This is a genomic window from Gordonia lacunae, assembly GCF_002149015.1.
GTDB classification, from domain to species: Bacteria; Actinomycetota; Actinomycetes; order Mycobacteriales; family Mycobacteriaceae; genus Gordonia; species Gordonia lacunae.
In genome coordinates, this window is the sequence record NZ_NGFO01000036.1 from 12,827 (window position 1) to 35,511 (window position 22,685).

The 22,685-nt window shown below is 67.5% G+C and carries 22 protein-coding genes; 9 read left to right on the forward strand and 13 right to left on the reverse strand.

Annotated elements, in window-relative coordinates; genetic code table 11:
- Positions 1 to 109: 109 nt before the first annotated feature.
- From CA982_RS22695 to CA982_RS22705, 3 genes are all read right to left on the reverse strand, one after another.
- Positions 110 to 592, reverse strand: a complete 483-nt coding sequence (locus CA982_RS22695; RefSeq protein ID WP_086537440.1) for a peroxiredoxin — start codon at positions 590 to 592, stop codon at positions 110 to 112.
- A complete protein-coding gene (locus tag CA982_RS22700) occupies positions 589 to 1,011 on the reverse strand; it encodes a DUF3052 domain-containing protein (RefSeq protein ID WP_086537441.1) in 423 nt (140 codons plus the stop codon). Before CA982_RS22700 ends, CA982_RS22695 begins: the two co-directional genes overlap by 4 nt.
- A 241-nt stretch (positions 1,012 to 1,252) precedes the next feature.
- Complete coding sequence (locus tag CA982_RS22705) at positions 1,253 to 1,870, reverse strand: hypothetical protein (protein WP_144066096.1); 618 nt, start codon at positions 1,868 to 1,870, stop codon at positions 1,253 to 1,255.
- Positions 1,871 to 2,022: 152 nt separating this feature from the next.
- Here CA982_RS22705 and aceE point away from each other — a divergent pair, with 152 nt between their 5' ends.
- From aceE to CA982_RS22735, 6 genes are all read left to right on the forward strand, one after another.
- Positions 2,023 to 4,905 carry a pyruvate dehydrogenase (acetyl-transferring), homodimeric type gene (gene aceE, locus CA982_RS22710; RefSeq protein ID WP_414963249.1) on the forward strand — a complete coding sequence of 961 codons (2,883 nt, stop codon included), beginning with the start codon at positions 2,023 to 2,025 and terminating at the stop codon, positions 4,903 to 4,905.
- A gap of 76 nt (positions 4,906 to 4,981) precedes the next feature.
- Positions 4,982 to 6,253, forward strand: coding sequence for a PucR family transcriptional regulator (locus CA982_RS22715; protein WP_086537443.1), 1,272 nt, complete (start codon positions 4,982 to 4,984; stop codon positions 6,251 to 6,253).
- A 195-nt stretch (positions 6,254 to 6,448) separates the two neighbouring features.
- Complete coding sequence (locus CA982_RS22720; protein ID WP_086537444.1) at positions 6,449 to 7,357, forward strand: ACP S-malonyltransferase; 909 nt, start codon at positions 6,449 to 6,451, stop codon at positions 7,355 to 7,357.
- Between the two features lie 132 nt (positions 7,358 to 7,489).
- Complete coding sequence (gene acpM / locus CA982_RS22725) at positions 7,490 to 7,792, forward strand: meromycolate extension acyl carrier protein AcpM (protein WP_004022984.1); 303 nt, start codon at positions 7,490 to 7,492, stop codon at positions 7,790 to 7,792.
- Positions 7,792 to 9,060 carry a KasA/KasB family beta-ketoacyl-ACP synthase gene (locus CA982_RS22730; protein ID WP_086537445.1) on the forward strand — a complete coding sequence of 423 codons (1,269 nt, stop codon included), beginning with the start codon at positions 7,792 to 7,794 and terminating at the stop codon, positions 9,058 to 9,060. Before acpM ends, CA982_RS22730 begins: the two co-directional genes overlap by 1 nt.
- A gap of 37 nt (positions 9,061 to 9,097) precedes the next feature.
- Positions 9,098 to 10,549: an acyl-CoA carboxylase subunit beta gene (locus CA982_RS22735; RefSeq protein ID WP_086537446.1), complete on the forward strand. Its 1,452-nt coding sequence runs from the start codon at positions 9,098 to 9,100 to the stop codon at positions 10,547 to 10,549.
- Positions 10,550 to 10,623: 74 nt separating this feature from the next.
- Here CA982_RS22735 and CA982_RS22740 read toward each other — a convergent pair whose 3' ends face one another.
- From CA982_RS22740 to CA982_RS22760, 5 genes are all read right to left on the reverse strand, one after another.
- Positions 10,624 to 11,142 carry a DUF3145 domain-containing protein gene (locus CA982_RS22740; protein ID WP_004022987.1) on the reverse strand — a complete coding sequence of 173 codons (519 nt, stop codon included), beginning with the start codon at positions 11,140 to 11,142 and terminating at the stop codon, positions 10,624 to 10,626.
- Between the two features lie 128 nt (positions 11,143 to 11,270).
- On the reverse strand, positions 11,271 to 12,089 hold the full coding sequence (locus CA982_RS22745) for a serine hydrolase domain-containing protein (RefSeq protein ID WP_086537447.1): 819 nt from the start codon (positions 12,087 to 12,089) through the stop codon (positions 11,271 to 11,273).
- 23 nt (positions 12,090 to 12,112) lie between these two features.
- Positions 12,113 to 13,243, reverse strand: coding sequence for an NDMA-dependent alcohol dehydrogenase (locus tag CA982_RS22750; RefSeq protein ID WP_086537448.1), 1,131 nt, complete (start codon positions 13,241 to 13,243; stop codon positions 12,113 to 12,115).
- 256 nt (positions 13,244 to 13,499) lie between these two features.
- The gene (gene fadD5, locus CA982_RS22755; protein WP_086537468.1) at positions 13,500 to 15,104 is read right to left on the reverse strand and encodes a fatty-acid--CoA ligase FadD5; all 1,605 of its coding nucleotides are present in this window, start codon (positions 15,102 to 15,104) and stop codon (positions 13,500 to 13,502) included.
- A 78-nt stretch (positions 15,105 to 15,182) separates the two neighbouring features.
- Positions 15,183 to 15,989 (reverse strand): enoyl-CoA hydratase-related protein, encoded by an 807-nt coding sequence (locus CA982_RS22760; protein WP_086537449.1) that lies wholly within the window; start codon positions 15,987 to 15,989, stop codon positions 15,183 to 15,185.
- A gap of 201 nt (positions 15,990 to 16,190) precedes the next feature.
- Here CA982_RS22760 and CA982_RS22765 point away from each other — a divergent pair, with 201 nt between their 5' ends.
- Positions 16,191 to 17,378: a TetR/AcrR family transcriptional regulator gene (locus tag CA982_RS22765; RefSeq protein WP_086537450.1), complete on the forward strand. Its 1,188-nt coding sequence runs from the start codon at positions 16,191 to 16,193 to the stop codon at positions 17,376 to 17,378.
- A 540-nt stretch (positions 17,379 to 17,918) separates the two neighbouring features.
- Here the strand turns inward: CA982_RS22765 and CA982_RS22770 are convergent.
- The 5 genes from CA982_RS22770 to CA982_RS22790 all read right to left on the reverse strand — a co-directional run bounded on the left by CA982_RS22770 (position 17,919) and on the right by CA982_RS22790 (position 21,886).
- The gene (locus CA982_RS22770) at positions 17,919 to 18,830 is read right to left on the reverse strand and encodes a hypothetical protein (RefSeq protein WP_086537451.1); all 912 of its coding nucleotides are present in this window, start codon (positions 18,828 to 18,830) and stop codon (positions 17,919 to 17,921) included.
- A 62-nt stretch (positions 18,831 to 18,892) separates the two neighbouring features.
- Positions 18,893 to 19,318, reverse strand: a complete 426-nt coding sequence (locus CA982_RS22775; protein ID WP_086537452.1) for a pyridoxamine 5'-phosphate oxidase family protein — start codon at positions 19,316 to 19,318, stop codon at positions 18,893 to 18,895.
- Positions 19,319 to 19,384: 66 nt separating this feature from the next.
- Positions 19,385 to 20,137 carry an isocitrate lyase/PEP mutase family protein gene (locus CA982_RS22780; RefSeq protein WP_086537453.1) on the reverse strand — a complete coding sequence of 251 codons (753 nt, stop codon included), beginning with the start codon at positions 20,135 to 20,137 and terminating at the stop codon, positions 19,385 to 19,387.
- A 118-nt stretch (positions 20,138 to 20,255) separates the two neighbouring features.
- Positions 20,256 to 20,903 carry a dihydrofolate reductase family protein gene (locus tag CA982_RS22785; protein ID WP_086537454.1) on the reverse strand — a complete coding sequence of 216 codons (648 nt, stop codon included), beginning with the start codon at positions 20,901 to 20,903 and terminating at the stop codon, positions 20,256 to 20,258.
- 122 nt (positions 20,904 to 21,025) lie between these two features.
- Positions 21,026 to 21,886 (reverse strand): SDR family oxidoreductase, encoded by an 861-nt coding sequence (locus tag CA982_RS22790; RefSeq protein WP_086537455.1) that lies wholly within the window; start codon positions 21,884 to 21,886, stop codon positions 21,026 to 21,028.
- A 106-nt stretch (positions 21,887 to 21,992) separates the two neighbouring features.
- Between CA982_RS22790 and CA982_RS22795 the strand changes: the two genes are divergently transcribed.
- Positions 21,993 to 22,385, forward strand: coding sequence for a winged helix-turn-helix transcriptional regulator (locus tag CA982_RS22795; protein ID WP_086537456.1), 393 nt, complete (start codon positions 21,993 to 21,995; stop codon positions 22,383 to 22,385).
- 60 nt (positions 22,386 to 22,445) lie between these two features.
- Entirely contained in the window at positions 22,446 to 22,634 is a 189-nt protein-coding gene (locus CA982_RS22800; RefSeq protein ID WP_086537457.1) for a hypothetical protein, read from the forward strand.
- Positions 22,635 to 22,685: the final 51 nt, after the last annotated feature.

Consider the following 22,685-nt stretch of genomic DNA (forward strand, 5'->3'; position numbering starts at 1 on the left):
CGGCACTCCCCATGACACCCGCCGCCGCGGAGAGATCTCTGCCCAGAACGCAGCTCCGGCAGCGACACATCCGGAGACCCATGCACCGACTCGAGTCGATGCCAGACGGTCAGCCGATCGCGCCGAGAGCCTTGTCCCAGACGGCGTTCTCGCGTACCTCACCCGGGCCGACCATGTCGGCGAAGACGATCAGGCCGTCGCGATCGACCAGGAAGGTGCCGCGGTTGGCGTAGCCGCGGTCCTCGTTGAACACGCCGTAGGCGCGTGCGGTGTCACCGTGCGGCCAGAAATCCGACAGCAGTGGAAACAGGAATCCCTGCGCCGCGGACCACACCTTGTGGGTGGGTGAGGGACCGACCGAGACGGTCACCGTCGTGACATCGTCGTTCTCGAACCGGGGTTGCTGGTCGCGGATGTAGCCCAGCTCGCCCTGGCAGGTGCCGGTGAACGCGAGCGGGAAGAACACGACGAGCACGTTGCGGTCGGCTCGCAGTGTCGAGAGCGACACCAGCTGGTTGTTCTGGTCGCGGAGGGCGAAGTCCGGTGCCCGCTCGCCGACGGTCAGGGGCGCAGAAGGCGGAGCACCGCTCATGCTTTCTTGCCCGCGCGGGCCTTGGGCTGGACCAGTCGTGCCGCCGACCAGTCGCCGAGGCTGATGGCCGAGGTCTGGGTGAGCCCCGCGGTCGGGGCGGCCTCGGCGATCTCACTCGGATCGACGTAGCCGGACTTGCCGGTCTTGGGCGAGAGAACCCACACGTAACCGTCTTCGGCGAGTGGACCGATCGCGTCCATCAGAGCGTCGACGAGATCACCATCGCCGTCGCGCCACCAGAGGACAACGACGTCCACGACGTCGTCGGCGTCCTCGTCGACCATCTCGGCGTCGATCGCGTCCTCGATGTCAGCGCGCAGTTCGTCGTCGGTGTCCTCGTCCCAGCCGAGTTCCTGCACGACCAAGCCTGCGGTCAAGCCCAGTTTCTGGGCGTTGCTACCGTCTGTGGCGGCTACCACCGCGCGTGACCTCCTGAAGATGTGTGAATCGTTGTGTGCGTCGTCTGTGCCGAATCCGCGTACGTTCCCGCACGCCGTTCGCCTGTCAGCATAGGCAACAGCCTAAAGCCTCACATTGCAAGCCGAACGCCGTCAGGGATTTCGGGCGTTTCGCGACCGGCTGTGCACAACCGGTACCCGCAGCGGAGCAACGTCAACCATCCGAGATCAGAGCAACGTCGATCACCGGGAGGGCCGCCGGCTATCCGCCGGGGCGTGCCGAGGTCGTCGAGGGGACGGACGGGCGCGGGGTGGCCGAGGAGGTCGCCGGGAGCGGCGTGTAGCCACCACACACGTCGAGCAGCCGCTGCTTGTCCCGGGACCACTGTCCCGACACCGGATTCAGGCCGGCACTCAGTTCACGACGGATGGCGTTCTCCAGCCGCGCGGTCGACTCGAGGAAGGTCCGCGCCGGCGTCGAGACGTCGACCGGGGCGGTCGCGGTGATCTTGGGGCGGATCTGATCGGCACCGGCGATCAGACTGGCCCGTGCCTTCTCGTCGAGATCGCCGACCCCGGGATACGACTGCGCGACGTTCAGCCGGGCGACGAAGGCGTTGAAGCCGCGGACCATCACCACCATCGACGCCATCGACTCGCGGCAGAGCTCGACGCCCTCGGCCCGTACCTCGGCGGCTGCCGACGCCGACAGCTCGGCGCGGTAGACCGCGACCTCGCCCGGCGCCGGCGCTCCCGCGCCACCGACCGTCGTGGCGCACGCACCCGACAGCGCGGCCCCGAGTGCGACCGCGGCCGCGGACACCGACCGGACGACGCGGCGTCGGCGGCGCCCGGCCGCCGCCGCTCCTCGATCCGGCATCCACTCCCCCTACTGGTCAGTAACCGTTTCTGGACGCTACCGCATCGAAGCGATCGCGACACCCGACACGGATCCACCCGGTGCCAAGCCACCCCACATGGGGCACGATGAAGGGAGGCACCGCACAACATCGGAGCGCGGTGCCCGACGCCATGCAGTCGGACCACCACCCCGAGTCCGGCCTGTCAGAGGGAGTAGGCATCACCGTGACCAACCAGATGGACCATGCGACACAGGACGTCTCGCCGAGCGATCGAGCCGGGAACACCGGCCCCAGCTCGAACGGACGCGCCGCCGGACAACGAGTCCGGGTCATCCGCGAGGGAGTCGCGTCCTATCTGCCCGACATCGACCCCGACGAGACCGGCGAATGGCTGGACTCGTTCGACGCTCTCCTCGATGCCGCGGGTCCCGGTCGCGCCCGGTACCTGATGCTCCGACTCCTCGAGCGGGCCGGTGAGAAGCGCGTGTCGATCCCCGCGCTCACCTCGACCGACTACGTCAACACCATCCCCACCGAGGCCGAGCCCTGGTTCCCCGGCGACGAGGACGTCGAACGCCGGTTCCGCCAGATGATCCGCTGGAACGCCGCGATCATGGTCCACCGCGCGCAGCGGCCAGGTGTCGGTGTGGGCGGCCACATCTCCACGTACGCCTCGTCGGCGTCGCTCTACGAGGTCGGCTTCAACCACTTCTTCCGCGGCAAGGACCATTCCGGCGGCGGCGACCACATCTTCATCCAGGGCCATGCCTCCCCCGGCATCTACGCCCGCGCCTACCTCGAAGGCCGGATCGACGAGGCCCGCATGGACGGGTTCCGGCAGGAACACAGCCACGCCGGCGAGGGCGGCGGCCTGCCGTCGTACCCGCATCCGCGGCTGATGCCCGACTTCTGGGAATTCCCGACGGTGTCGATGGGCATCGGTCCCATGAACGCCATCTACCAGGCCCGGTTCAACCACTACCTGCACGACCGCGGCATCAAGGACACCTCCGACCAGCACGTCTGGGCGTTCCTCGGCGACGGCGAGATGGACGAACCGGAGTCGCGCGGCTTCGCCAGCTTCGCCGCGACCGAGGGCCTCGACAACCTGACGTTCGTCATCAACTGCAACCTGCAGCGTCTCGACGGCCCGGTGCGCGGCAACGGCAAGATCATCCAGGAACTCGAGTCCTTCTTCCGCGGTGCGGGCTGGAACGTCATCAAGGTCATCTGGGGCCGCGAGTGGGACTCCCTGCTGCACGCCGACCGCGACGGTGCGCTGGTGAACCTGATGAACACCACCCCCGACGGCGACTTCCAGACCTACAAGGCCAACGACGGCGCCTTCGTCCGCGAGCACTTCTTCAACCGCGACCCGCGCACTAAGGAACTCGTCAAGGACCTCTCCGACGCCGACATCTGGAACCTCAAGCGCGGCGGTCACGACTACCGCAAGATCCACGCGGCCTACGCGTCGGCGATGACCCACAAGGGCCAGCCGACGGTGATCCTGGCCCACACCATCAAGGGCTACACGCTGGGCAAGCACTTCGAGGGCCGTAACGCGACGCACCAGATGAAGAAGCTGACGCTCGACGATCTGAAGGCCTTCCGCGACAGCACGCGGATCCCGATCACCGACGAGCAGCTCGAGAAGGATCCGTACCTGCCGCCGTACTACAACCCCGGCAAGGACTCCCCGGAGCTCCAGTACATGCTCGACCGGCGCAAGACGCTCGGCGGCTTCCTGCCCAGCCGTCGCACCAAGGCGAAGGTCTTGAAGGCCGACATGAGTTCGGCGCTGAAGGCCACCGCGAAGGGTTCGGGCAAGCAGCAGGTCGCCACCACCATGGCGCTCGTGCGGGTGTTCAAGGACCTGTTGCGCGACAAGGAGATCGGCAAGCGCATCGTCCCCATCATCCCCGACGAGGCGCGCACGTTCGGGATGGACTCGTGGTTCCCGACCCTCAAGATCTACAACCGCAACGGTCAGCTCTACACCTCGGTCGACGCCGAACTCATGCTCGCCTACAAGGAGAGCTCGGAGGGGCAGATCCTCCACGAGGGCATCAACGAGGCCGGCTCGGCGGCCAGCTTCGCCGCGGTCGGCACGTCGTATGCAACCCACGACGAGCCGATGATCCCGCTGTACATCTTCTATTCGATGTTCGGGTTCCAGCGCACCGGTGACAGCTTCTGGGCGGCCGCCGACCAGATGGCGCGCGGCTTCATCATCGGGGCGACCGCGGGCCGCACCACGCTGACCGGCGAGGGGCTCCAGCACGCCGACGGGCATTCCCCGTTGCTGGCCGCCACCAACCCCGCCGTCGTCGCCTACGACCCGGCCTTCGCCTACGAGCTCGGCCACATCGTCGAGAGCGGCATCGAGCGCATGTACGGGGACGACCCGGAGAACGTCTTCTTCTACCTCACCGTCTACAACGAGCCGATCAGCCAGCCGGCCAAGCCCGAGGGACTCGATCCGGCGGGCATCGTCCGCGGTGCGTACCGGTTCCAGAAGGCACCCGAGGGCAAGGAGCATCCGGCCAACATTCTCGTCTCCGGCGTGACCATGCCCGACGCCCTGCGCGCCGCCGACATGCTCGCGGAGGAATGGAACGTCGGTGCCGACGTCTACTCGGTCACCTCGTGGAGCGAACTCGCCCGGGACGGCATCCGCGCCGACCGCGAGGCACTGCGCGATCCGGCGGCCGACCCGGCCCCGGCATACCTGACCGAGCTGCTCGCCGACGCCGCCGGCCCGTTCGTCGGTGTCAGCGACTACATGCGCGGGGTGCAGGAACAGATCCGGGCCTACCTCCCGGGCACCTACCTCACGCTCGGCACGGATGGCTTCGGGTTCTCCGACACGCGTCCGGCGGCACGACGCTTCTTCAACGTCGACGCCGAGTCGATCGTGGTCGCGGTACTCGTCGCGCTCGCGCGGGACGGCAACATCGAGATGTCGGTGGCCAAGCAGGCCGCGGACAAGTACCGGATCGACGATGTCTCGGCCGCGCCCGAGCAGACCAGCGATCCGGGTGTCGCCTGAGCCTCGCGCCGACGGACACGGCCTGGTCTCACGCACGGTCGGGGACTCCACCCGTCCGAAGGTCTAGATTGAGGTCGTGTCCGATTCTCGCGTGAACAGGAAGCCACCACCGGCTGACGTGTTCGGTGAGCGGGGTGCCCACGTTCCGGCCCCCGCCACCGTGCACGACGCGCTCCCCGACACGCTGCTGCGTCGGGTCAAGCAGTACAGCGGCCGCCTCGCCACCGAAGCGGTCCATTCGATGCAGGACCAGCTGCCGTACTTCTCCGATCTCGACGCCGCCCAGCGCGCGAGCGTGCAACTCGTCGTACAGACCGCGGTGGTCAACTTCGTCGAGTGGATCCAGGACCCCGAGGGCAACGTGAAGTTCACGGTCCAGGCCTTCCAGGTGGTTCCCCAGGATCTCGCCCGTCGCATCACCCTGCTGCAGACGGTCGAGATGGTCCGCGTGGCCATGGAGTTCTTCGAGAAGTGGCTTCCGCTCCTGGCCCGCAACGATGCCCAGCTGCGCGCGCTGACCGAGTCGGTGCTGCGGTACGGACGGGAGATCGGGTTCGCCGCCGCATCCATCTACGCCTCCGCCGCGGAATCGCGCGGCGCGTGGGATTCGCGCCTCGAGGCACTGGTCGTCGACGCGGTGGTCCGCGGCGACACCGGGCCCCAGTTGCTCTCTCGCGCAGCGGCACTCAACTGGGATTCGGACGCACCTGCCACGGTGATCGTCGGGACGCCACCTCCGGAACAGAACGTGTCGGTGCCGCTGGCCATCCACAACACGGCCAAGTCCTTCGACCGCTCGGCCCTGTCGGTGGTCCAGGGTTCGGTCCTGGTGGCGATCGTGAGCGGTCCCGCCCGTCCGACCGAGAAGTTCGTCGCCGCGCTGCTCTCCCACTTCGCCGAGGGTCCGGTGGTGATCGGACCGACGATGCCGAACCTCGGCAGTGCGCACTCGAGCGCCACCGAGGCGATGGCCGGTATCGAGGCGGTGGCGGGCTGGCCGAGTGCCCCGCGCCCCGTCCACAGTCTCGAACTGCTGCCCGAGCGCGCGCTCAACGGCGACGAGTCAGCGATGACCGCTTTGGTCGAGTCCCTCGTCCACCCGCTCGCCGAGGGCGGCTCGACACTCACCACCACACTCGACGCGTATCTCGACTCGGGCGGCTCGGTCGAGTCGTGCGCCCGAGTTCTGTACATACATCCAAATACGGTTCGTTATCGACTGAAGAAAATTTCAGAAATCACAGGACGTGACCCAACTAACCCGCGAGACGCCTACGTTCTGAGGGTCGCGTCAACGGTGGGTCGTCTGACACACTTCCGGCACAAATCGCCAACACCTGCCCCATAGGTCACACGCGTTTCATGTCCGATTCACCGTTTGTGCTGATAGGAGACCTGAGAACACGGTTGGGTAACAAATCTCAGACTGGTGACAAACCAGGTGACCCGGAGGTCACCTTTGTGGGAACCCCACAAAACGCAGCAACAAGGTTCATGCTTCTCCACACCCACATCCCGCGGGGAAAGGGTGTTCTCTGGTCACGTGCTTTCGATGCTTGCTCCCGGACAGGGCTCACAGACACCCGGCATGCTGACGCCGTGGCTCGAACTGCCTGGCGCGCGTGACCAGATCGCCACGTGGTCGAAACAGACCCGCCTGGACCTCGAACGCCTCGGCACCACTGCCACGGCGGAGGAGATCACGGACACCGCCGTGACCCAGCCGCTCGTCGTCGTCGCCGCACTGCTGGCCTACGACGAGGTGCGCAAGAACGGTGAGCTGCCCGCCGACGCCGTCGTCGCCGGACACTCGGTCGGCGAGCTCGCCGCCGCCGCGATCACCGGCGTCATCTCCGCCGACGAGGCCGTCACGCTGGCCGCGATCCGCGGCTCCGAGATGGCGAAGGCCTGCGCACTGCAGCCCACGACCATGGCCGCCGTGCTCGGCGGTGACGAGGCAGCCGTCCTGGCCCGCCTCGACGAACTCGACCTGGTCCCCGCCAATCGCAACGCGGCCGGCCAGATCGTCGCCGCCGGCGCCGCCGCGCAGATCGACGAGCTCATCGCCTCGCCGCCGGAGAAGGCCCGCATCCGCAAGCTCGCGGTCGCCGGCGCGTTCCACACGCACTTCATGGCCCCGGCCCAGGACGCCGTCGCCGCGGCCGCCGCCCAGATCACGCCCGCCGATCCCACCCGGACCCTGCTGTCGAACTCCGACGGCCGGCCTGTAACGAACGGCGCAGATGCGCTGACAAAACTGGTGGGACAGGTGACCAGGCCGGTCCGCTGGGATCTCTGCTCGGCGTACCTGCGGGACCACTCGGCCGACGCCGTGGTGGAACTGCCCCCGGCGGGAACGCTCGTGGGTATCGCCAAGCGCGAACTCAAGGGCACTCCCGCGCTGGCGCTCAAGGAGCCCGGCGACATCGCGAAGATCACCGAACTTGGATAGCGGTCGCGGGTAGTCCGCGACCCCCGGGACGCCGGCTCTGATGCCGGCGTGTCCAAGCGCGCGGACTGATCGGTCCGTGCTGCGCTCCGGAAATCTCACATCCACGTAGGAAAACGGAAAGGGAACCACACAGTGGCTGCCACCCAGGAACAACTCATTGCCGGCATCGCCGAGATCATCGAGGAAGTCACCGGCATCGAGCCGTCCGAGGTGACCCTCGAGAAGTCGTTCGTCGACGACCTCGACATCGACTCGCTGTCCATGGTCGAGATCGCGGTGCAGACCGAGGACAAGTACGGCGTGAAGATCCCCGATGAGGATCTCGCCGGCCTGCGCACCGTCGGCGACGCCGTCGCCTACATCCAGAAGCTCGAGAACGAGAACCCCGAGGCCGCAGCTGCCATCAAGGCGCAGGTCGAGGCAGACGAGGCCTGATGACCCCCTCTTCCCTCCGCGAGTACTCCACGCTGGGTGGGAACTTCCCGAGCGTGGTGGTCACCTCCATGGTGGCCACCACCTCGTTGGGTGGGGATCTCGACTCGACCTGGAAGAACCTGCTGGCCGGCGAATCGGGCATCCGTGAGCTGACCGACGACTTCATCACCAAGTACAACCTCCCGGTGCGCATCGGTGGTCGTCTCCTACAGGATCCCGCCGAAGAGGTCACGCGCGTCGAGTCCCGGCGGATGGCCTACGTCGAGCGCATCGCCCACGTCATGAGCAAGCGCCTCTGGGCGCAGGCCGGCGAGCCCGACGTCGACAAGGACCGTCTGGCTGTCGTCATCGGAACCGGTCAAGGCGGCGCCGACGCGATGGTCGACGCGGTCCAGGCCATGGAGGGCACCGGCAACTACCGCAAGGTGTCCCCGCTCGCCGTCTCGATGGCGATGCCGAACGGTCCGGCGGCCGTGGCCGGACTCAACGTCGGCGCCCGCGCCGGCGTGATCACGCCTGTGTCGGCCTGTTCATCCGGTGCCGAGGCCATCGCGCACGCCTGGCGTCACATCGTGATGGGTGACGCCGACATGGTCGTCACCGGCGGCGTCGAAGGACACATCGACGCGGTGCCGATCGCCGCGTTCTCGATGATGCGTGCGATGAGCACGCGCAACGAGGATCCCGCAGCCGCCTCGCGGCCGTTCGACAAGGATCGCGACGGCTTCGTCTTCGGTGAGGGTTCGGCGATGCTGATCCTCGAACGCGAAGAGCACGCTCGCGCACGTGGTGCACACATCCACGCGCGCCTGCTGGGTACGGGCATCACCTCCGACGGATTCCACCTGGTCGCTCCCGACCCGAGTGGACAGGGCAACGCGCGGGCCATGACCCGGGCCCTGCAGACAGCCGGTCTGCAGCGCTCCGACATCAGCCACATCAACGCGCACGCGACGTCGACCCCCATCGGCGACACCGCCGAGGCCGCGGGCATCCTCGCCGCCATCGGTCAGCACGCCGCGGTGTACGCACCCAAGTCCGCGCTCGGACACTCCATCGGTGCCGTCGGCGCGCTCGAGTCGGTCCTGACCATCAAGAGCATCGAGGAAGGCGTCATCCCGCCGACCCTCAACCTCGAGAACCTGGACCCGGAATGCGACATCGACGTCGTGCACGGTGAACCCCGTTACGGGCAGATCGAATACGCGATCAACAACTCGTTCGGTTTCGGTGGGCACAACGTGGCGCTCGCCTTCGGTCGCTACTGAGCACGTCCGCCACACCCCCGACACCCAGGAGACATCGATGACGACCTTGGCTCCCGTTGCCGGCCGCGAAGAAGCTGCGGATCCCCGCGACCCCCTGTTGCGGCTCACCAACTTCTTCGACGAAGGCACGATGTCGCTGCTCCATCCGCGCGACAAATCGGGCGTCCAGGCCGCCATCGGTCTGGTACACGGGGTCCGAACGGTCTCCTACTGCACCGACGGCACCGTCATGGGCGGCGCCATGGGTGTCGTGGGGTGTGCGCACATCGTCAACGCCATCGACACCGCCATCACCGAGCAGGCGCCGGTCATCGGCATCTGGCACTCGGGTGGCGCTCGCCTCGCCGAGGGTGTCGAGGCGTTGCACGCGGTCGGCCAGGTCTTCGAGGCCATGGTGCGCGCCTCCGGCTACATCCCGCAGATCTCGGTTGTCGTCGGATTCGCCGCCGGCGGCGCCGCCTACGGTCCGGCGCTGACCGATGTCGTGATCATGGCGCCGGCCGGCCGGGTCTTCGTGACCGGGCCCGACGTCGTCAAGAGCGTCACCGGCGAAGAAGTCGACATGGAGTCACTGGGCGGCCCGACCACCCACGGCAAGAAGTCCGGCGTCTGCCACATCGTCGCCGACTCCGAGCCCGATGCACTGTGGCGCGCGCGGCGGCTGGTGTCGACGTTCACCCAGCAGGGACACTTCGATCGCGAACACGCCCGGGCCGGCGACACCGACCTCAAGGCACTGCTGCCCGAGTCGAATCGGCGTGCCTACGACGTCCATCCCGTCGTCGAGCAGTTGCTCGACTCCGGCGTGGCCGCCGACGGTGAGACCGAGATCTCGAGTTTCGAAGAGCTGCAAGCCAAGTGGGCACCGAACATCGTCGTGGGCTTCGGCCGCCTGTCCGGTCGCAGCGTCGGGATCATCGCGAACAACCCCCTGCGGATGGGCGGCTGCCTGAACTCCGAGAGCGCAGAGAAGGCATCGCGCTTCGTGCGCCTGTGCGACGCCTTCGGCATCCCGCTCATCGTCATCACCGACGTGCCTGGTTACCTGCCCGGCGTCGGCCAGGAATGGAACGGCGTCGTCCGGCGTGGCGCGAAGCTCCTGCACGCGTTCGCCGAGGCCTCGGTCCCCCGGGTCACCCTGGTGACCCGCAAGATCTACGGCGGCGCCTACATCGCGATGAACTCGCGTGCGCTCGGCGCCACCGCGGTCTTCGCCTGGCCCGGGTCTGAGGTCGCCGTGATGGGCGCCAAAGCCGCGGTGGGCATCCTGCACAAGAAGGCTCTCGCCGCAGCGCCCGACGACGAGCGCGAGGCCCTGCACGACCGTCTGGCCGCCGAGCACGAAGCGATCGCCGGCGGTGTCGGCCGGGCTCAGTCCATCGGGGTGGTCGACGAGATCATCGACCCGGCGCAGACACGCAGCATCATCGCCGAGGCGCTCGCGGCAGCACCCGCACGTCGCGGACGCCACAAGAACATCCCGCTCTGACGCATCAGCACAGACGAGAAGTGCCCCGGTCCGCCAAGGACCGGGGCACTTCTCGTTGTCGTGTCTGCTCCCTGCTAGCCCACCCGCTGCTGCAACCAGGTGACCTCGGCGCCGGCACCGCCCATCCGGTATTGCTCGAGCGCGTTGTCCCACGCGGTGCCGAGCGCGCCTTCGAGTTCTCCGGCGAGACCGGCGCTGTCGGGCTGTGATTCGATCATCGAGCGCAACTGGTTCTCGCCGATGATGACGTCCCCGTTGGCGCTCGTGGAACCGCGCCAGAGGCCGAGACCCGGGACATAGCAGAACCGCTCGCCGTCGACGCCTTCGCTCGCGTTCTCGGTCACCTCGAAGCGAAGTGCCGACCACTCACGCAGAGCCGTCACCAGACGCGCCGCGGTGCCGACCGGTCCAGCCCAGTCGACAGTGGCACGCTGCATGCCCGGCTCGGCATCCTGTGCCGACCATTTCAGGTTGGCGCGCGCATTCAGGGTCGACGACAGAGCCCACTCCACATGCGGGCACAGCGCCACCGGCGCCGAGTGGATGTACACCACTCCTGTTGTCATGTCCGCAAACTGATTCAGATTGCGCACCTTGTTCACCTCCGTTGTCGACGAGGAACGTCTTCCCCAACACACCTCGCGACAGCGGATATCACATTCGTGAGCTCAATTGTGCCCCATGATGCACGTGTTGCGCTAGTTTCTGGTGCGAGAAAAATTCAGTTCTGTGACAAGAGTTCATCAACGACACGGTCGTTGAACTCGCTCCAGAGCGGCTTCGCCCACGCGCCGAAGGCCCGATCGGTCAGCACGACGCACGCCGCGTCGAGCGCCGGATCCACCCAGAGAAACGTCCCGGCCTGCCCGAAGTGCCCGAACGTGCGCGGGGAGTTCCTCGTCCCGGTCCAGTGCGGTGACTTCTCCGAGCGGATCTCGAAGCCGATCCCCCAGTCGTTGGGGCGATGCTTGCCGAAGCCGGGAACGAACCCGTCGAGGCCGGGGAACCGGACCGACGTCAGCTGCCCGAACGTCTCCGGCGCCAGCAGGCGCGGTGTCAGCAGCTCCTGCGCGAAGACAGCCAGATCTGCCGCGCTCGACCGCGCGGCGTGGCCGGCCGGTCCGTAGAGCGTGGTCGACGACAACCCCAACGGTGCGCAGACGGCTTCGGAGAGGTACCGGCCGAACTCGATACCGGTGGCGTCCGCCACGACCTCGGAAGCCACCTCGAAGCCCGAACTCGAGTAGATGCGCTGTTCCCCCGGCGACGCCTCGACCTCCCGGGTGTCGTAGGCCAGGCCGGACGCGTGCGAGAGCAGGTGGGCGAGGGTCGACCCCGGTGGGCCCGCCGGGTCATCGAGTTCGACGGCCCCTTCCTCGACGGCCACGAGAACCGCGTAGGCCACCAGCGGCTTGGTGACCGAGGCGAGTTCGAAGACGCGATCGGGGTCGCCGAACTGCTCGGCGACCCCGTCGCGGGTGATGATCGCCGCCGACACGTGGTCGACGGGCCATTCCGTCAGAGAATCAAGGACAGACACATCGGGTCACGTTACCCGGGTGCTCACCAGTCCTCTTCGGTGTAACGGATGACACCGCGGATGTTCTTGCCGTCCAACATGTCCTGGTAACCCTCGTTGATCTGGTCCAGGCGGTACTGCCGGGTGATCATGTCGGCGATGTTGAGCTTGCCGATCTTGTACATCGACAGCAGCTGCGGGATGTCGAGCTTCGGGTTGGCACCACCGAAGATGGAACCCTGCAGGTTCTTCTGCAGCAGCGTCAGCATCGCGAGGTTGAGGTTCACATCGCTCTCGAGCATGTTGCCCATGCCGGTCAGCACACAGGTGCCGCCCTTGGCGGTGATCCCCATCCACAGGTCGACGTCCTTGCCGTGAACCTCGCCGACAGTGACGATCACCTTCTGGCACATGCCGCCGTGCGTGGTCTCCGCGATCGCCATGGCGGCCTCCTCGACCGACGCGAACGCTGCCGTGGCCCCGAACTTCAGCGCCTGCTCGCGCTTCCACTCGACCGGGTCGATGGCGAAGAGATTGCGGGCACCGGAGATGACCGCACCCTGCAGGGCCGCGGTGCCGACGCCGCCCACACCGACGATCGCGACGTCCTCGCCCGGACGCACGTCGCCGCTGCGGGTCGACGAGCCGTAGCCGGTGGGGATGCCACAGCCACACAGCGCGGCGACCTCGAACGGGATGTCCTTGTCGATCTTCACCGCCGACGCCTCGTGCACGACCATGTACGGCGCGAAGGTCCCCAGCAGCGTCATCGGGTAGACGTTCTCACCGGATGCGGTCTGGATACGGAAGGTGTTGTCCGACACGGCTTCGCCCTGAAGCAGCATGGCGCCGAAGTCGCACAGGTTGGCCATGCCGGACTGACACGACGGACATTTGCCACACGACGGGATGAACGACAGCACGACGTGGTCGCCGACCTCGAAATCGGTGACGCCCTCGCCCACCTCGGCGACGACACCCGCCCCCTCGTGGCCACCCAGGATCGGGAACCCGGCCATCGGGATGCCACCGGTCATCAGATGATGGTCCGAATGGCACATGCCCGCGGCTTCCATCTTGATCTTGATCTCGTGCGCCTTGGGATCACCGATCTCGATCTCCTCGATCGCCCACGGCTTGTTGTGCTCCCGCAGCAGTGCACCATTTGTCTTCACTGAACTCCTCCGTTCGAACCCGGCGACGTCTCGCACCGGGAGGATCTACTCACTCCGACGGTTGCCGCCATGACGTGACAGTAGTCACTCAACCACAAAATTGGAACGTGTTCTAGTGTGCGTTTCTTGGCCGCGTCGACGCCCGCAGCGGTCGGTACGGACGAGACCACGACGACCTGGGCGCGAGTGCTCGCGCCCAGGTCGGAGGGTGTCGATGTCGCCGACTGTGCAGATGGCGACGTGGAAGACGAGGACGTCAGTCGGACAAGCCGGCGTCCTTGCTTCCGTAGCTCTGGCGCAGCGTCGGCTTGACGACCTTTCCGCCGGCGTTGCGCGGCAACTCGTCGACGATGACGAGGTCCTTCGGGTGCTTGAACCGCGCGAGGTTCTCGTTGAGATACGGCTCGAGGTCGGCGAGGGTCAGATCGTCGACGCCCTCGGCCAGCACGACCACGGCGACCGGCACCTCGCCCCACTTCTCATGTGCCCGACCGATGATCGCCGCCTCGGTGATGCTCGGGTGACCGAAGAGCGCGTTCTCGACCTCGGCGCAGTAGATGTTCTCGCCACCGGAGATGATCATGTCCTTGGCGCGGTCGACGACGTAGAGGAATCCCTCCTCGTCGGCGCGGACCAGGTCGCCGGAGTGGAACCAGCCACCGGCGAATGCATCGGCCGTGCCCTGCTCGTTCTGCCAGTACCCCTTCATCATGTTCGGGCCCCGGTAGACGATCTCCCCGACCTCACCCTGCGCGACGTCGTTCCCCTCGGGGTCGACGATGCGCGCGGTCACCGCGGGGACGACCTTGCCGATGGAGCCGATCTTGCGCAGGGCGTCCTTGCCCTCGAGCACACAGGTGATCGGCGACATCTCGCTCTGCCCGAAGACGGCGACGTTCAGCGCATCGGGGAAGGTCTCGTTCATCGCGTTCAGAACCGTGTCCGACGCCGGGGCGGCACCCCAGCTGATCACCCGGAGCTTGAGGTCGCGCGGCTTGGCCTGCTGCGCGGCACAGACGGCCTGCCACTGCGCGGGCACCAGAAAGATCGAGGTGGTGCCCTCCTTCTCGATGGTGTCGAGCATGTCGTCGGGATCGAACGCGCCGAGCGGATGGATCACCGAGAGCGCACCCATGTAGAACAGCGGCGCCATCGCGCCCAGGCCGGCGATGTGGAACATCGGCGCGACACAGGAGCCGATGTCATCGGACCGGGTCTGCAGAGCCTGTAGACAGGTGACGGCCTGCGCCTGCATGTTCGTGTGGGTGAGCATGGCGCCCTTGGGCTTTCCGGTGGTGCCCGAGGTGTACATGATCAGCGCGACGGTCTCTTCGGGAACGTCGATCTCCTCGAGATCCGACGAGTCCTCGGCGACCAGCGCCTCGAAGTCGAGGTGGTTGTCCTTGTCCGATCCGCCGACCACGATGGTGTGCTCGATCGCGCCGGTGGACGCGGCCGCCGCGTCGGCCAGCGGCGCCAGAAGGGTCTCGGTGACGATCACCTTGGCACCGCTGTCGTTGACGAGGAAAGCGACCTCGGCCGGGCTCATCCGGATGTTCACCGGCACGGGGATCGCGCCGATCAGGTTGGCGCCGAGAACCGCTTCGACGTACTCCGAGCGGTTGAGCAGGACGATCAGGACGCGATCACCGAACTGCACACCACGCCGGCTCAGCGCGGCGGCGAAGGCACGGCTGCGCTCGTCGAGCTCCCGCCAGGTGGTGATGTTGCCCAGAAACTTCAGCGCGGGCTCGTCCGGGGTCATGAAGGCGTGTCGGCGGATCTGGTTGTTCCAGTGGTTGCGGCGCGAGCGCAGCGGCTCGGTGGCCAGGTCGCTGAAGGTGTCGACGGTCGCGGTCATACGATCGGTCTCCTCGTTGTCATTCTGGTGATGGGGTCGGGAACGGTTGTGGCGCAAGGCGTCCGGGCGACGCAGCACTCACTTGGAGGCGCCGGCGAACGCGGTGATCGCCGCCTGGAACTCCGGGGACTGGAGCAGTTCGGTCTGGCCTTCGAGCTCTCGCTCGATGGCGGCGTCGAAACCCGCCATCGTGTGCGCGTCGAGCGCGGCCTTCGTGAGCCGCAGCGCGGCGGCGCTCTTGCCCGCCAGCTTGCGGGCCACTGTGCCGACCACCTCGTCGAGCGCGGCGCGGTCGTCGACGACTCCGTTGACGAGCCCGGCGTCGAGAGCCTCTGCGGCACGCAGCTTCTCCCCGAGCAGCGCCAATTCGTTGGCGCGTACGCGACCGACCGCCGTGGCGAACGACATCGACGCGGCACCGTCGGGCATCAGACCGATGTTGACGAACGCGAGCAGGAAGTACGACCGCGCCGTCGTGTAGATGAGGTCGGCACCGAGTGCGAGTGACGCGCCGATCCCGGCTGCCGCGCCGTCGACGGAGGCGATCACCGGGACCGGGACCGACCGCACGGCCCGCAGGAGAGCGGAGCCCCCGGAGATGATCTGCCGGGCCTGCTCGCGGGTGAAACCGGACGCACCACCCTCGGTCGACCTCTCGGCGAAGCCCCGGACATCGGCACCGGCGCTGAAACTGCCGCCTGCGCCGTCGATCACGACCACGCGGACGTCGTCCCGAGTCGACCACTCCGCGAGCGTGTCCTCGATCGCCTGATGGGCCCCGCCGTCGAGGGCGTTCATCCGTTCCGGGCGGGAGATCGTCAGACGCCCGATTCCCGAATCGTCCACAGACGTCACCACTCCGCCGTGCGTGATCTCGTCGCTCACTACCTCTCCCCACTCCTGCCGGTTCCGATAGACACAGCACACCCACCGCTGTGCCATCGCCTAGATTACTATCACAGTGCGACGCAGATCACGAGAATTCTCGTTAACTTATCCGCAGCAGCCTGCCGCTTTTCCTGCGGTTTTGTCGCCGACGGTCGAAACCTGTCACGAGAACGTGGTCTCCGGTTAGGCTGTGTCGTCATGACCGCCCGCCCGCAGACGTCCCGCCCCGAAACGGGCGCCCGGCGTCGCCGTCCCGCCGATCGGCGACGCATGATCATCGACTCCGCGGCCAAGGCGTTCAGCGACGGCGGGTACCACGCGGTACGTCTCGACGACATCGCCGAGGCGGTCGGCATCTCCACGCCTGCGCTGTACCGGCACTTCCCGAACAAATACGCACTGTTCGCCGAGACCACCGCTGAGCTCGCCACCGGTCTGCGCGGCGTCCTCGACACCGTCCCCGAGGGGACGCCGGCGGAGTTGCATGCGCTGCTCGAGGCCATCACCGCCACCTCGTTCGACAACCGGCGCCGCGGCGGGTTGTACCGCTGGGAATCGCGATACCTCGAACCGGCCGACGCCGCGATCGTCCGCGATGTCGTCGTCCACCAGCACCGGCGCGTGCGCGCGGCCGCCCGGCGGCTGCGGCCGTCACTGAGCGAGGACGACGCCAACCTCGTCGTGGCCGCGATGATCAGCGTCGCGGCGAGTCCCACGACGCACCGCGCCGCGCTGCCTCCCCGTGAGGCGACGGCTCTGATGTCCGCCGCCGCGATCGGCCTGTTCGACGTCGTCCTACCCGAACCCACCGAACCGGGGCCCCCGACGGTCACCGGCCTCGCGCCCGCGGCCAAGCGCGAGGTCATCCTGACCGAGGCGATCGAACTCTTCGCCGCCCGCGGGTTCCGCGATGTGACGATCGAGGACATCGCCCAAGCGGCCGACCTGCCGGCGTCGGGCGTGTACCGCCACTTCCCGAGCAAGGTCGCAATCCTCGAGGCATCGTTCTGGCGCGCCACCGACCGGGTCACGTCGGCGATAGCCGACGCGCTCGCCGCGTCGACGACCCCCCGGGAGGCGATCGTCTCGATACTCGCCGCCTACATCCGGTTGAGTTCCAGCACCACGGATCTGATCGCCATCTACGAAACCGAGATCGGGCATACGACTCCGGAGGCGCGCGCGGAACTCCGCAACCAGCAGCGGATCACCGTCGACGAGTTCGCCACCTGGCTCACCCGCGACCGCGACGAGCTGTCGCTCTCCCAGGCCCGGTTCCTCGTCCATGCGGCGCTCAACGTGGTCACCGACCTGTCCCGCCAGTCCCCACCACCCTCGCCCGAGCGGATCGAGGCGCTCGCGATGCGTATTCTGCTGCCCGGCTGAGCAATCGATCGCGGGCACGCTCGCGACTCCGGTCCTTGAGCCGAACGAAGCGACACCATTGCTCCCTGGGGAGCGTCCGGAGCGTCCGGAGGGCGCGTCACTCCCCGCTCCCTGAGGAGCGTCCAGAGCGTGCGGAGGGCGCGTCACTCCCCGCTCCCTGAGGAGCGTCCAGAGCGTGCGGAGGGCGCGTCACTCCCCGCTCCCTGAGGAGCGTCCGGAGCTTGCGGAGGGCGCGTCACTCCCCGCTCCCTGAGGAGCGTCCGGAGCTTGCGGACGGCGCGTCACGAAGGGTCCGGCGACCGAGGTTGCGAAACCCTTCGTGACGCTCGCGAGCTCGCTCCTCAGGGAGCAGAGAATGACGCTCGCAAAGCTCGCTCCCCAGGGAGCAGAAAATGACACTCGCAAAGCTCGCTCCCCAGGGAGCAGAAAATGACACTCGCAAAGCTCGCTCCCCAGGGAGCAGAAAATGACACTCGCAAAGCTCGCTCCCCAGGGAGCAGAAAATGACACTCGCAAAGCTCGCTCCTCAGGGATCGGGGGTCACAGCACGGCGAAATCGTCCATCAGCCACCGGCCGTCCTGCTCGACGAGTGTGACCTTGACCCGCGACTGGTACGGAAATCCGTCGGGGAACTCCTGGGCGGTCTGCGGGGATTTCAGGGTCTGGTCCAGCGTCACCAGCACCACGGCCTTGCCGTTGTCGATGGACATGATGCCCGCGTTGTCGGCCTGCGCCGTCGACACCGATTCGGCCGCAGTGGAACCGCGTCGGGCGTCTTGTGAGGACTCGATGTACGTCTGGGTGAAGGCTGGCGTCGAGATCTCTCGGATCCGCCGATCGAGGTCGGCGTAGTCGGCGCTGTTGTAGGTGGAGATCTCGGCCGCGTACCGCCGCGCGGTCTCGAGCACCGATGTGGTGGCGCCGGCTGACGCGCTCGTCCCGGCCCGCTCGTCGGCGTCGACATAGGCCACCGCGAGCACTGCGGTCGACACCGCGAAGGCGACGACCGCCACGATCAGCGCGATCACGGCCCAGGGACGGGAGCCGACCGTCGACGTCCATCCGGTCCAGCGGGAGCCGCCTCGACCGGCCGCGGCGGGATCGATCTTGCGTGGCGTCCGGTCTGCGTCGGCGACGGGCTCGACGGACGGCGCAGCCGCGTCCGGGCTCGTGACCTCCGGGTCCGCGAGATCGGGCCCGGTGGAGTCGGAACCCGTTGTGCCACCCTTACGCTCGGCTTTGCGTGCCGCTTTGGCCTCGGCCTCGGCTCGGTACTTGTCGCGGTTGCTGCGGTTGGCCTCGAGGAACTCGTTGCCGTCGAGGGGGGTCACCTGTTCGCCGCTCGGCGACGTCGCCTGCCGCGGTCGGGAGTCGACGGGCTGATCGGACTCGACGCCGGATGGGCTGGACCCGGGGTCGGGCTGATCGGACGTGGAACGCGACTTCGGCATGCGTTCAATGTAGCGAGACGTCCGGGGCCGGTTCGTCTCGCTGCCGGATCAGCGGCCCTCGGTCACAGGCTGCCGAGGTCCAGCGAGACCCACTGCCTGGGCTCGAGAAACAGTTTCGTCTGCGGACCGTGGTCCTTCTCGGCCATCTCCACGTAGGGTTCGACCGCTTGGGGCGGAAGATAGCGCGCCGCCATTTCCTGCAGGTCGGCGCGAGTGCCGGCGACCAGGTCGACCGCATCCCCCGACACGGCCACGTACATCAGCCGCGGCGACACCTCGTCGACCATGAGCGTGAACCGCCCGGCGGCCCGGATGAGCTGCAGTTTGCGCGACTCGGTTCCGGTGAGCAGCCAGGGACGTCCACCCGGCTCGTAGTGGTACCAGATCGGGACGGTCAGGGGCGCCCGGCCGGGCTCGGCCTCCACCGACAGCGCCGCGACGTGAGGTTCGGACAGAAACGCTTCTCGTTCGGATTTCGTGAGTGCCATGCGCCGACGGTAGTCCGCACCACCGACATCCCGTCCGGGTTCGACGACCCGGACGGAATGCTCCGGCTACTTCCAGGGCTCGAGGACCTCGGCGGCGCGTTCGGCGAGCACCATCTGGAAGATCGGACCGAAACTGACCCGGGCGACGCCGAGTTCGGCGAAAGCCGACTTCGAGTTCTTGGTCGGATGGCCGATCGCATTGACCGGCAACGGCAGCTCCGCGGTGAGTCTCTTCTGCGTGGCGTCGTCGTGGAAACCGACCGGGTACAGCACGTCCGCACCGGCTTGGGCGGCGAGCTTCAGCCGCTGGATGGCGCGGTCGACGCGGTCGGATTCGTCCCCGATCTGCTTCACGAAGAGATCGGTGCGCGCGTTGATCACCACGTGCACGTCGGTGGCGTCGGACGCCGCCCGCAGAGCGCCGACGAAGTCGGCGTGCTCCTGGGCCTCGCGAAGACGCCCGCCCTCGCTGTGCACCGTGTCCTCGATGTTCAGGCCGACGGCGCCCGCGGCGATCAGTCCCTCGATGAGCGCCTTCGGGTCTTCTCCGTACCCGGATTCGATGTCGACGGAGATCGGGACATCGACGGCCGCGGTGATCTGCCGGATGCGGGTGGTCAGTTCGTCGAACGTGATGCCCTCGTTGTCGGGCTTGCCGATGGAATCCGACACGGGATGACTGCCGACCGTGAGCGCCGTGAATCCCGCGGAGACGGCGAGGTTCGCCGACCAGGCATCCCACACGGTGGGCAGGATGACCGGATTCCCGGGCTGGTGGAGTTCGAGCAGAGTCGTGGCCTTGCTGGAGAGTTCCGTCATGGTCCCTACAACTACGCCGATCGGCGACCGCATTCCACCGCCCCCGCGATCCGGTTGTCTTCGGTCCCGGATTCCGGGACAAACCGCAGCCGGATCGCGGTGAGTGACCGACGACCCGCTAGTCACGCCAGAACAGGTGGTGCGTGACCCCGCTGGAGCTGGGGACCGTCTCGTGGTGGTACCGGTCCTCGAGTTCCTCGGGCGACTCCCAGAGTGTGAGCCCGGCGCCGATCGTGACGGGCGCGACGGCGATGTGCAGGGTGTCGAGGAGGCCGGCGTCGAGGAACTCCCGCACGGTGCTCACGCCGCCGCCGACACGTACGTCCTTGCCGTCGGCCGCGGCCTTCGCCTGCTGAGCGGCCTCGGCCGGCGTCGCATCGAGAAAGTGGAACGTGGTGTCGCTCAGCGTGAACGACGGTCGCACATGGTGCGTCAGCACGAAGACAGGTGTGTGAAAGGGGGGCTCGTCACCCCACCAACCCTGCCACTCGTGGTCGGTCCACGGGCCGCGTTGATAACCGAACTTGTTGCGGCCCATGATCTCCGCACCGATGTTGTGGGCGAAGTCGCGAGTGAAGTAGTCGTCGAGGCCGCGGGTGCCACCCGGGTCGGTCCGGTTGGGCCAACCGGCGGTGGCACCCGCCCACGACATCAGTTCCCACGGTTCGACGCGGTCACCGAAGGGCCGCTCGAACGTCTGGTTCTCCCCCGCCCCCACCCCGTCCTGCGAGATGGAGAAGTTCTGGACTCTGAGTAGCTGCGGCATGGCTTTCCGTTCCCGTCATCTGTCGGCACGAGCAATCTATGCGGACTGACCCGGTGGCGCCGGAAAACTCATCGTTGCGACCCAGGCCGGAACACCTCAGCCGCCGGTCCTGCGCCGGCGGTTCAGCCGAGCGCCTGCGCGATGATGTCCGCGACGGGGGTCGACGACCGGCCGATGAGCGACTGCAGATCGCCGGAATCGGTGTCCAGCTCACCGCGGCCGATACCCGCGTCCGAGCTGGCCAGCATGGTGGCGACCGGTTCGGGCAGACCCGCGCCCACGAGGGTGGCCTGGTAGTCCGCTTCGGAGAGATCGCGGTATTCGACGGTCGCACCGGAGGCCTCACCGATCGCGCGGGCGAACTCGGCGTACGTCAGCCGCTCGTCGCCACCCAGCTCGTAGACCTTGCCGGCCTGATCGGAATCGGCGGTGAGTGCAGCCGCAGCCGCGGCTGCGTAATCGGCGCGTGCGGCGGCCGCGAGCCGTCCTTCGCCGGCGGCACCGAAGAGAGTCCCGGTCGACACCGCCTGCGGGATGGCCGCCAGATAGTTCTCCCAGTACCAGCCGTTGCGCAGGATCACGGCGGGAACGGACGATTCGCGCAGCCGGGCTTCGGTGGCGACGTGCTCGGGAGCCAGGCTCAGACCGCTCGTATCCGCGTGCAGCAGGCTCGTGTACGCGATGAGCGCGACACCGTTGGCTTCGGCGGCCTCGATCACGTTGGTGTGCTGGGCGAGACGCTGCCCGACCTCTGACCCCGAGATGAGCAACAACTTGTCGACTCCCGCGAGCGCGTTCCGCAGCGAGTCCGGATCGTTGTAGTCGGCGACGCGGACCGTGATGCCCTGTGTCGCAAGCTTCGACGCCTTCGACTCGTCACGCACGATCGCGACGACGTCGCCGGGCGCGACGCCGCGAGCGAGTAGTTCCTCGATCACGAGGCCGCCGAGGTGTCCTGTCGCGCCGGTCACTGCTGTGGTCATTGTGTCCTCTTCTCTTCTGGGTTGGTGACCACAGTATGCACTAACTTTTCGTAAGTGCAACATCAACTGTTAGCAAGATCTCGCCCCTTCGGCTACCGTTGAACCCGTGACCGAGATCAGCGACCAGTCCCTCGAGGCGGACGTCTTCGCCCGGGACTGCTCGTCCCGGACGACGCTGCAGGCCGTCACCGGACGCTGGGGCAGCCTCGTCCTGATCGCCTTGGGCGAGAGCAACTATCGGTTCAGCGCGCTACGGCGGCGCGTCGACGGCGTCAGTGAGCGGATGCTGTCGCAGACCCTCCAGAACCTCGAGCGCGACGGCATGATCGTGCGCACCGTCCTCGAGGCCATCCCACCGAAGGTCGAGTACCACCTCACCCCGCTGGGTCGGCAGGTCGCCGACCACCTGAGCGGACTCATCGAACTCGTGCAGGACAACATGCCCGCCGTCCGGGACGCCCAGGCCCGCTACGACGAGCGACGCGGGGCCGGAGACTGAAATCCATCTCGTCGGGTACATGTGGACACGTAGGAGTTCGACGACGAGAGGAGCGACCCGATGACGTCACCGGAAGCCGACCTGCCGATCGAGGCCAACGAGGCCGATGCGATCGAGCAAGCCCAGCCGACGGACCCCGACACCGCCTCCGGACCGGAGCCTACGGTGCCCTTCGACGCCGATGCCGCCGACGCCGCCGAGCAGGCCGTCGAGGTCGACACCGACCCCGAGGACTACCCCCGCGAGTAGGCCGGTCGTCCACCCGGTACGCGAAGGGCCCATCATCTGCTCAGCAGGTGA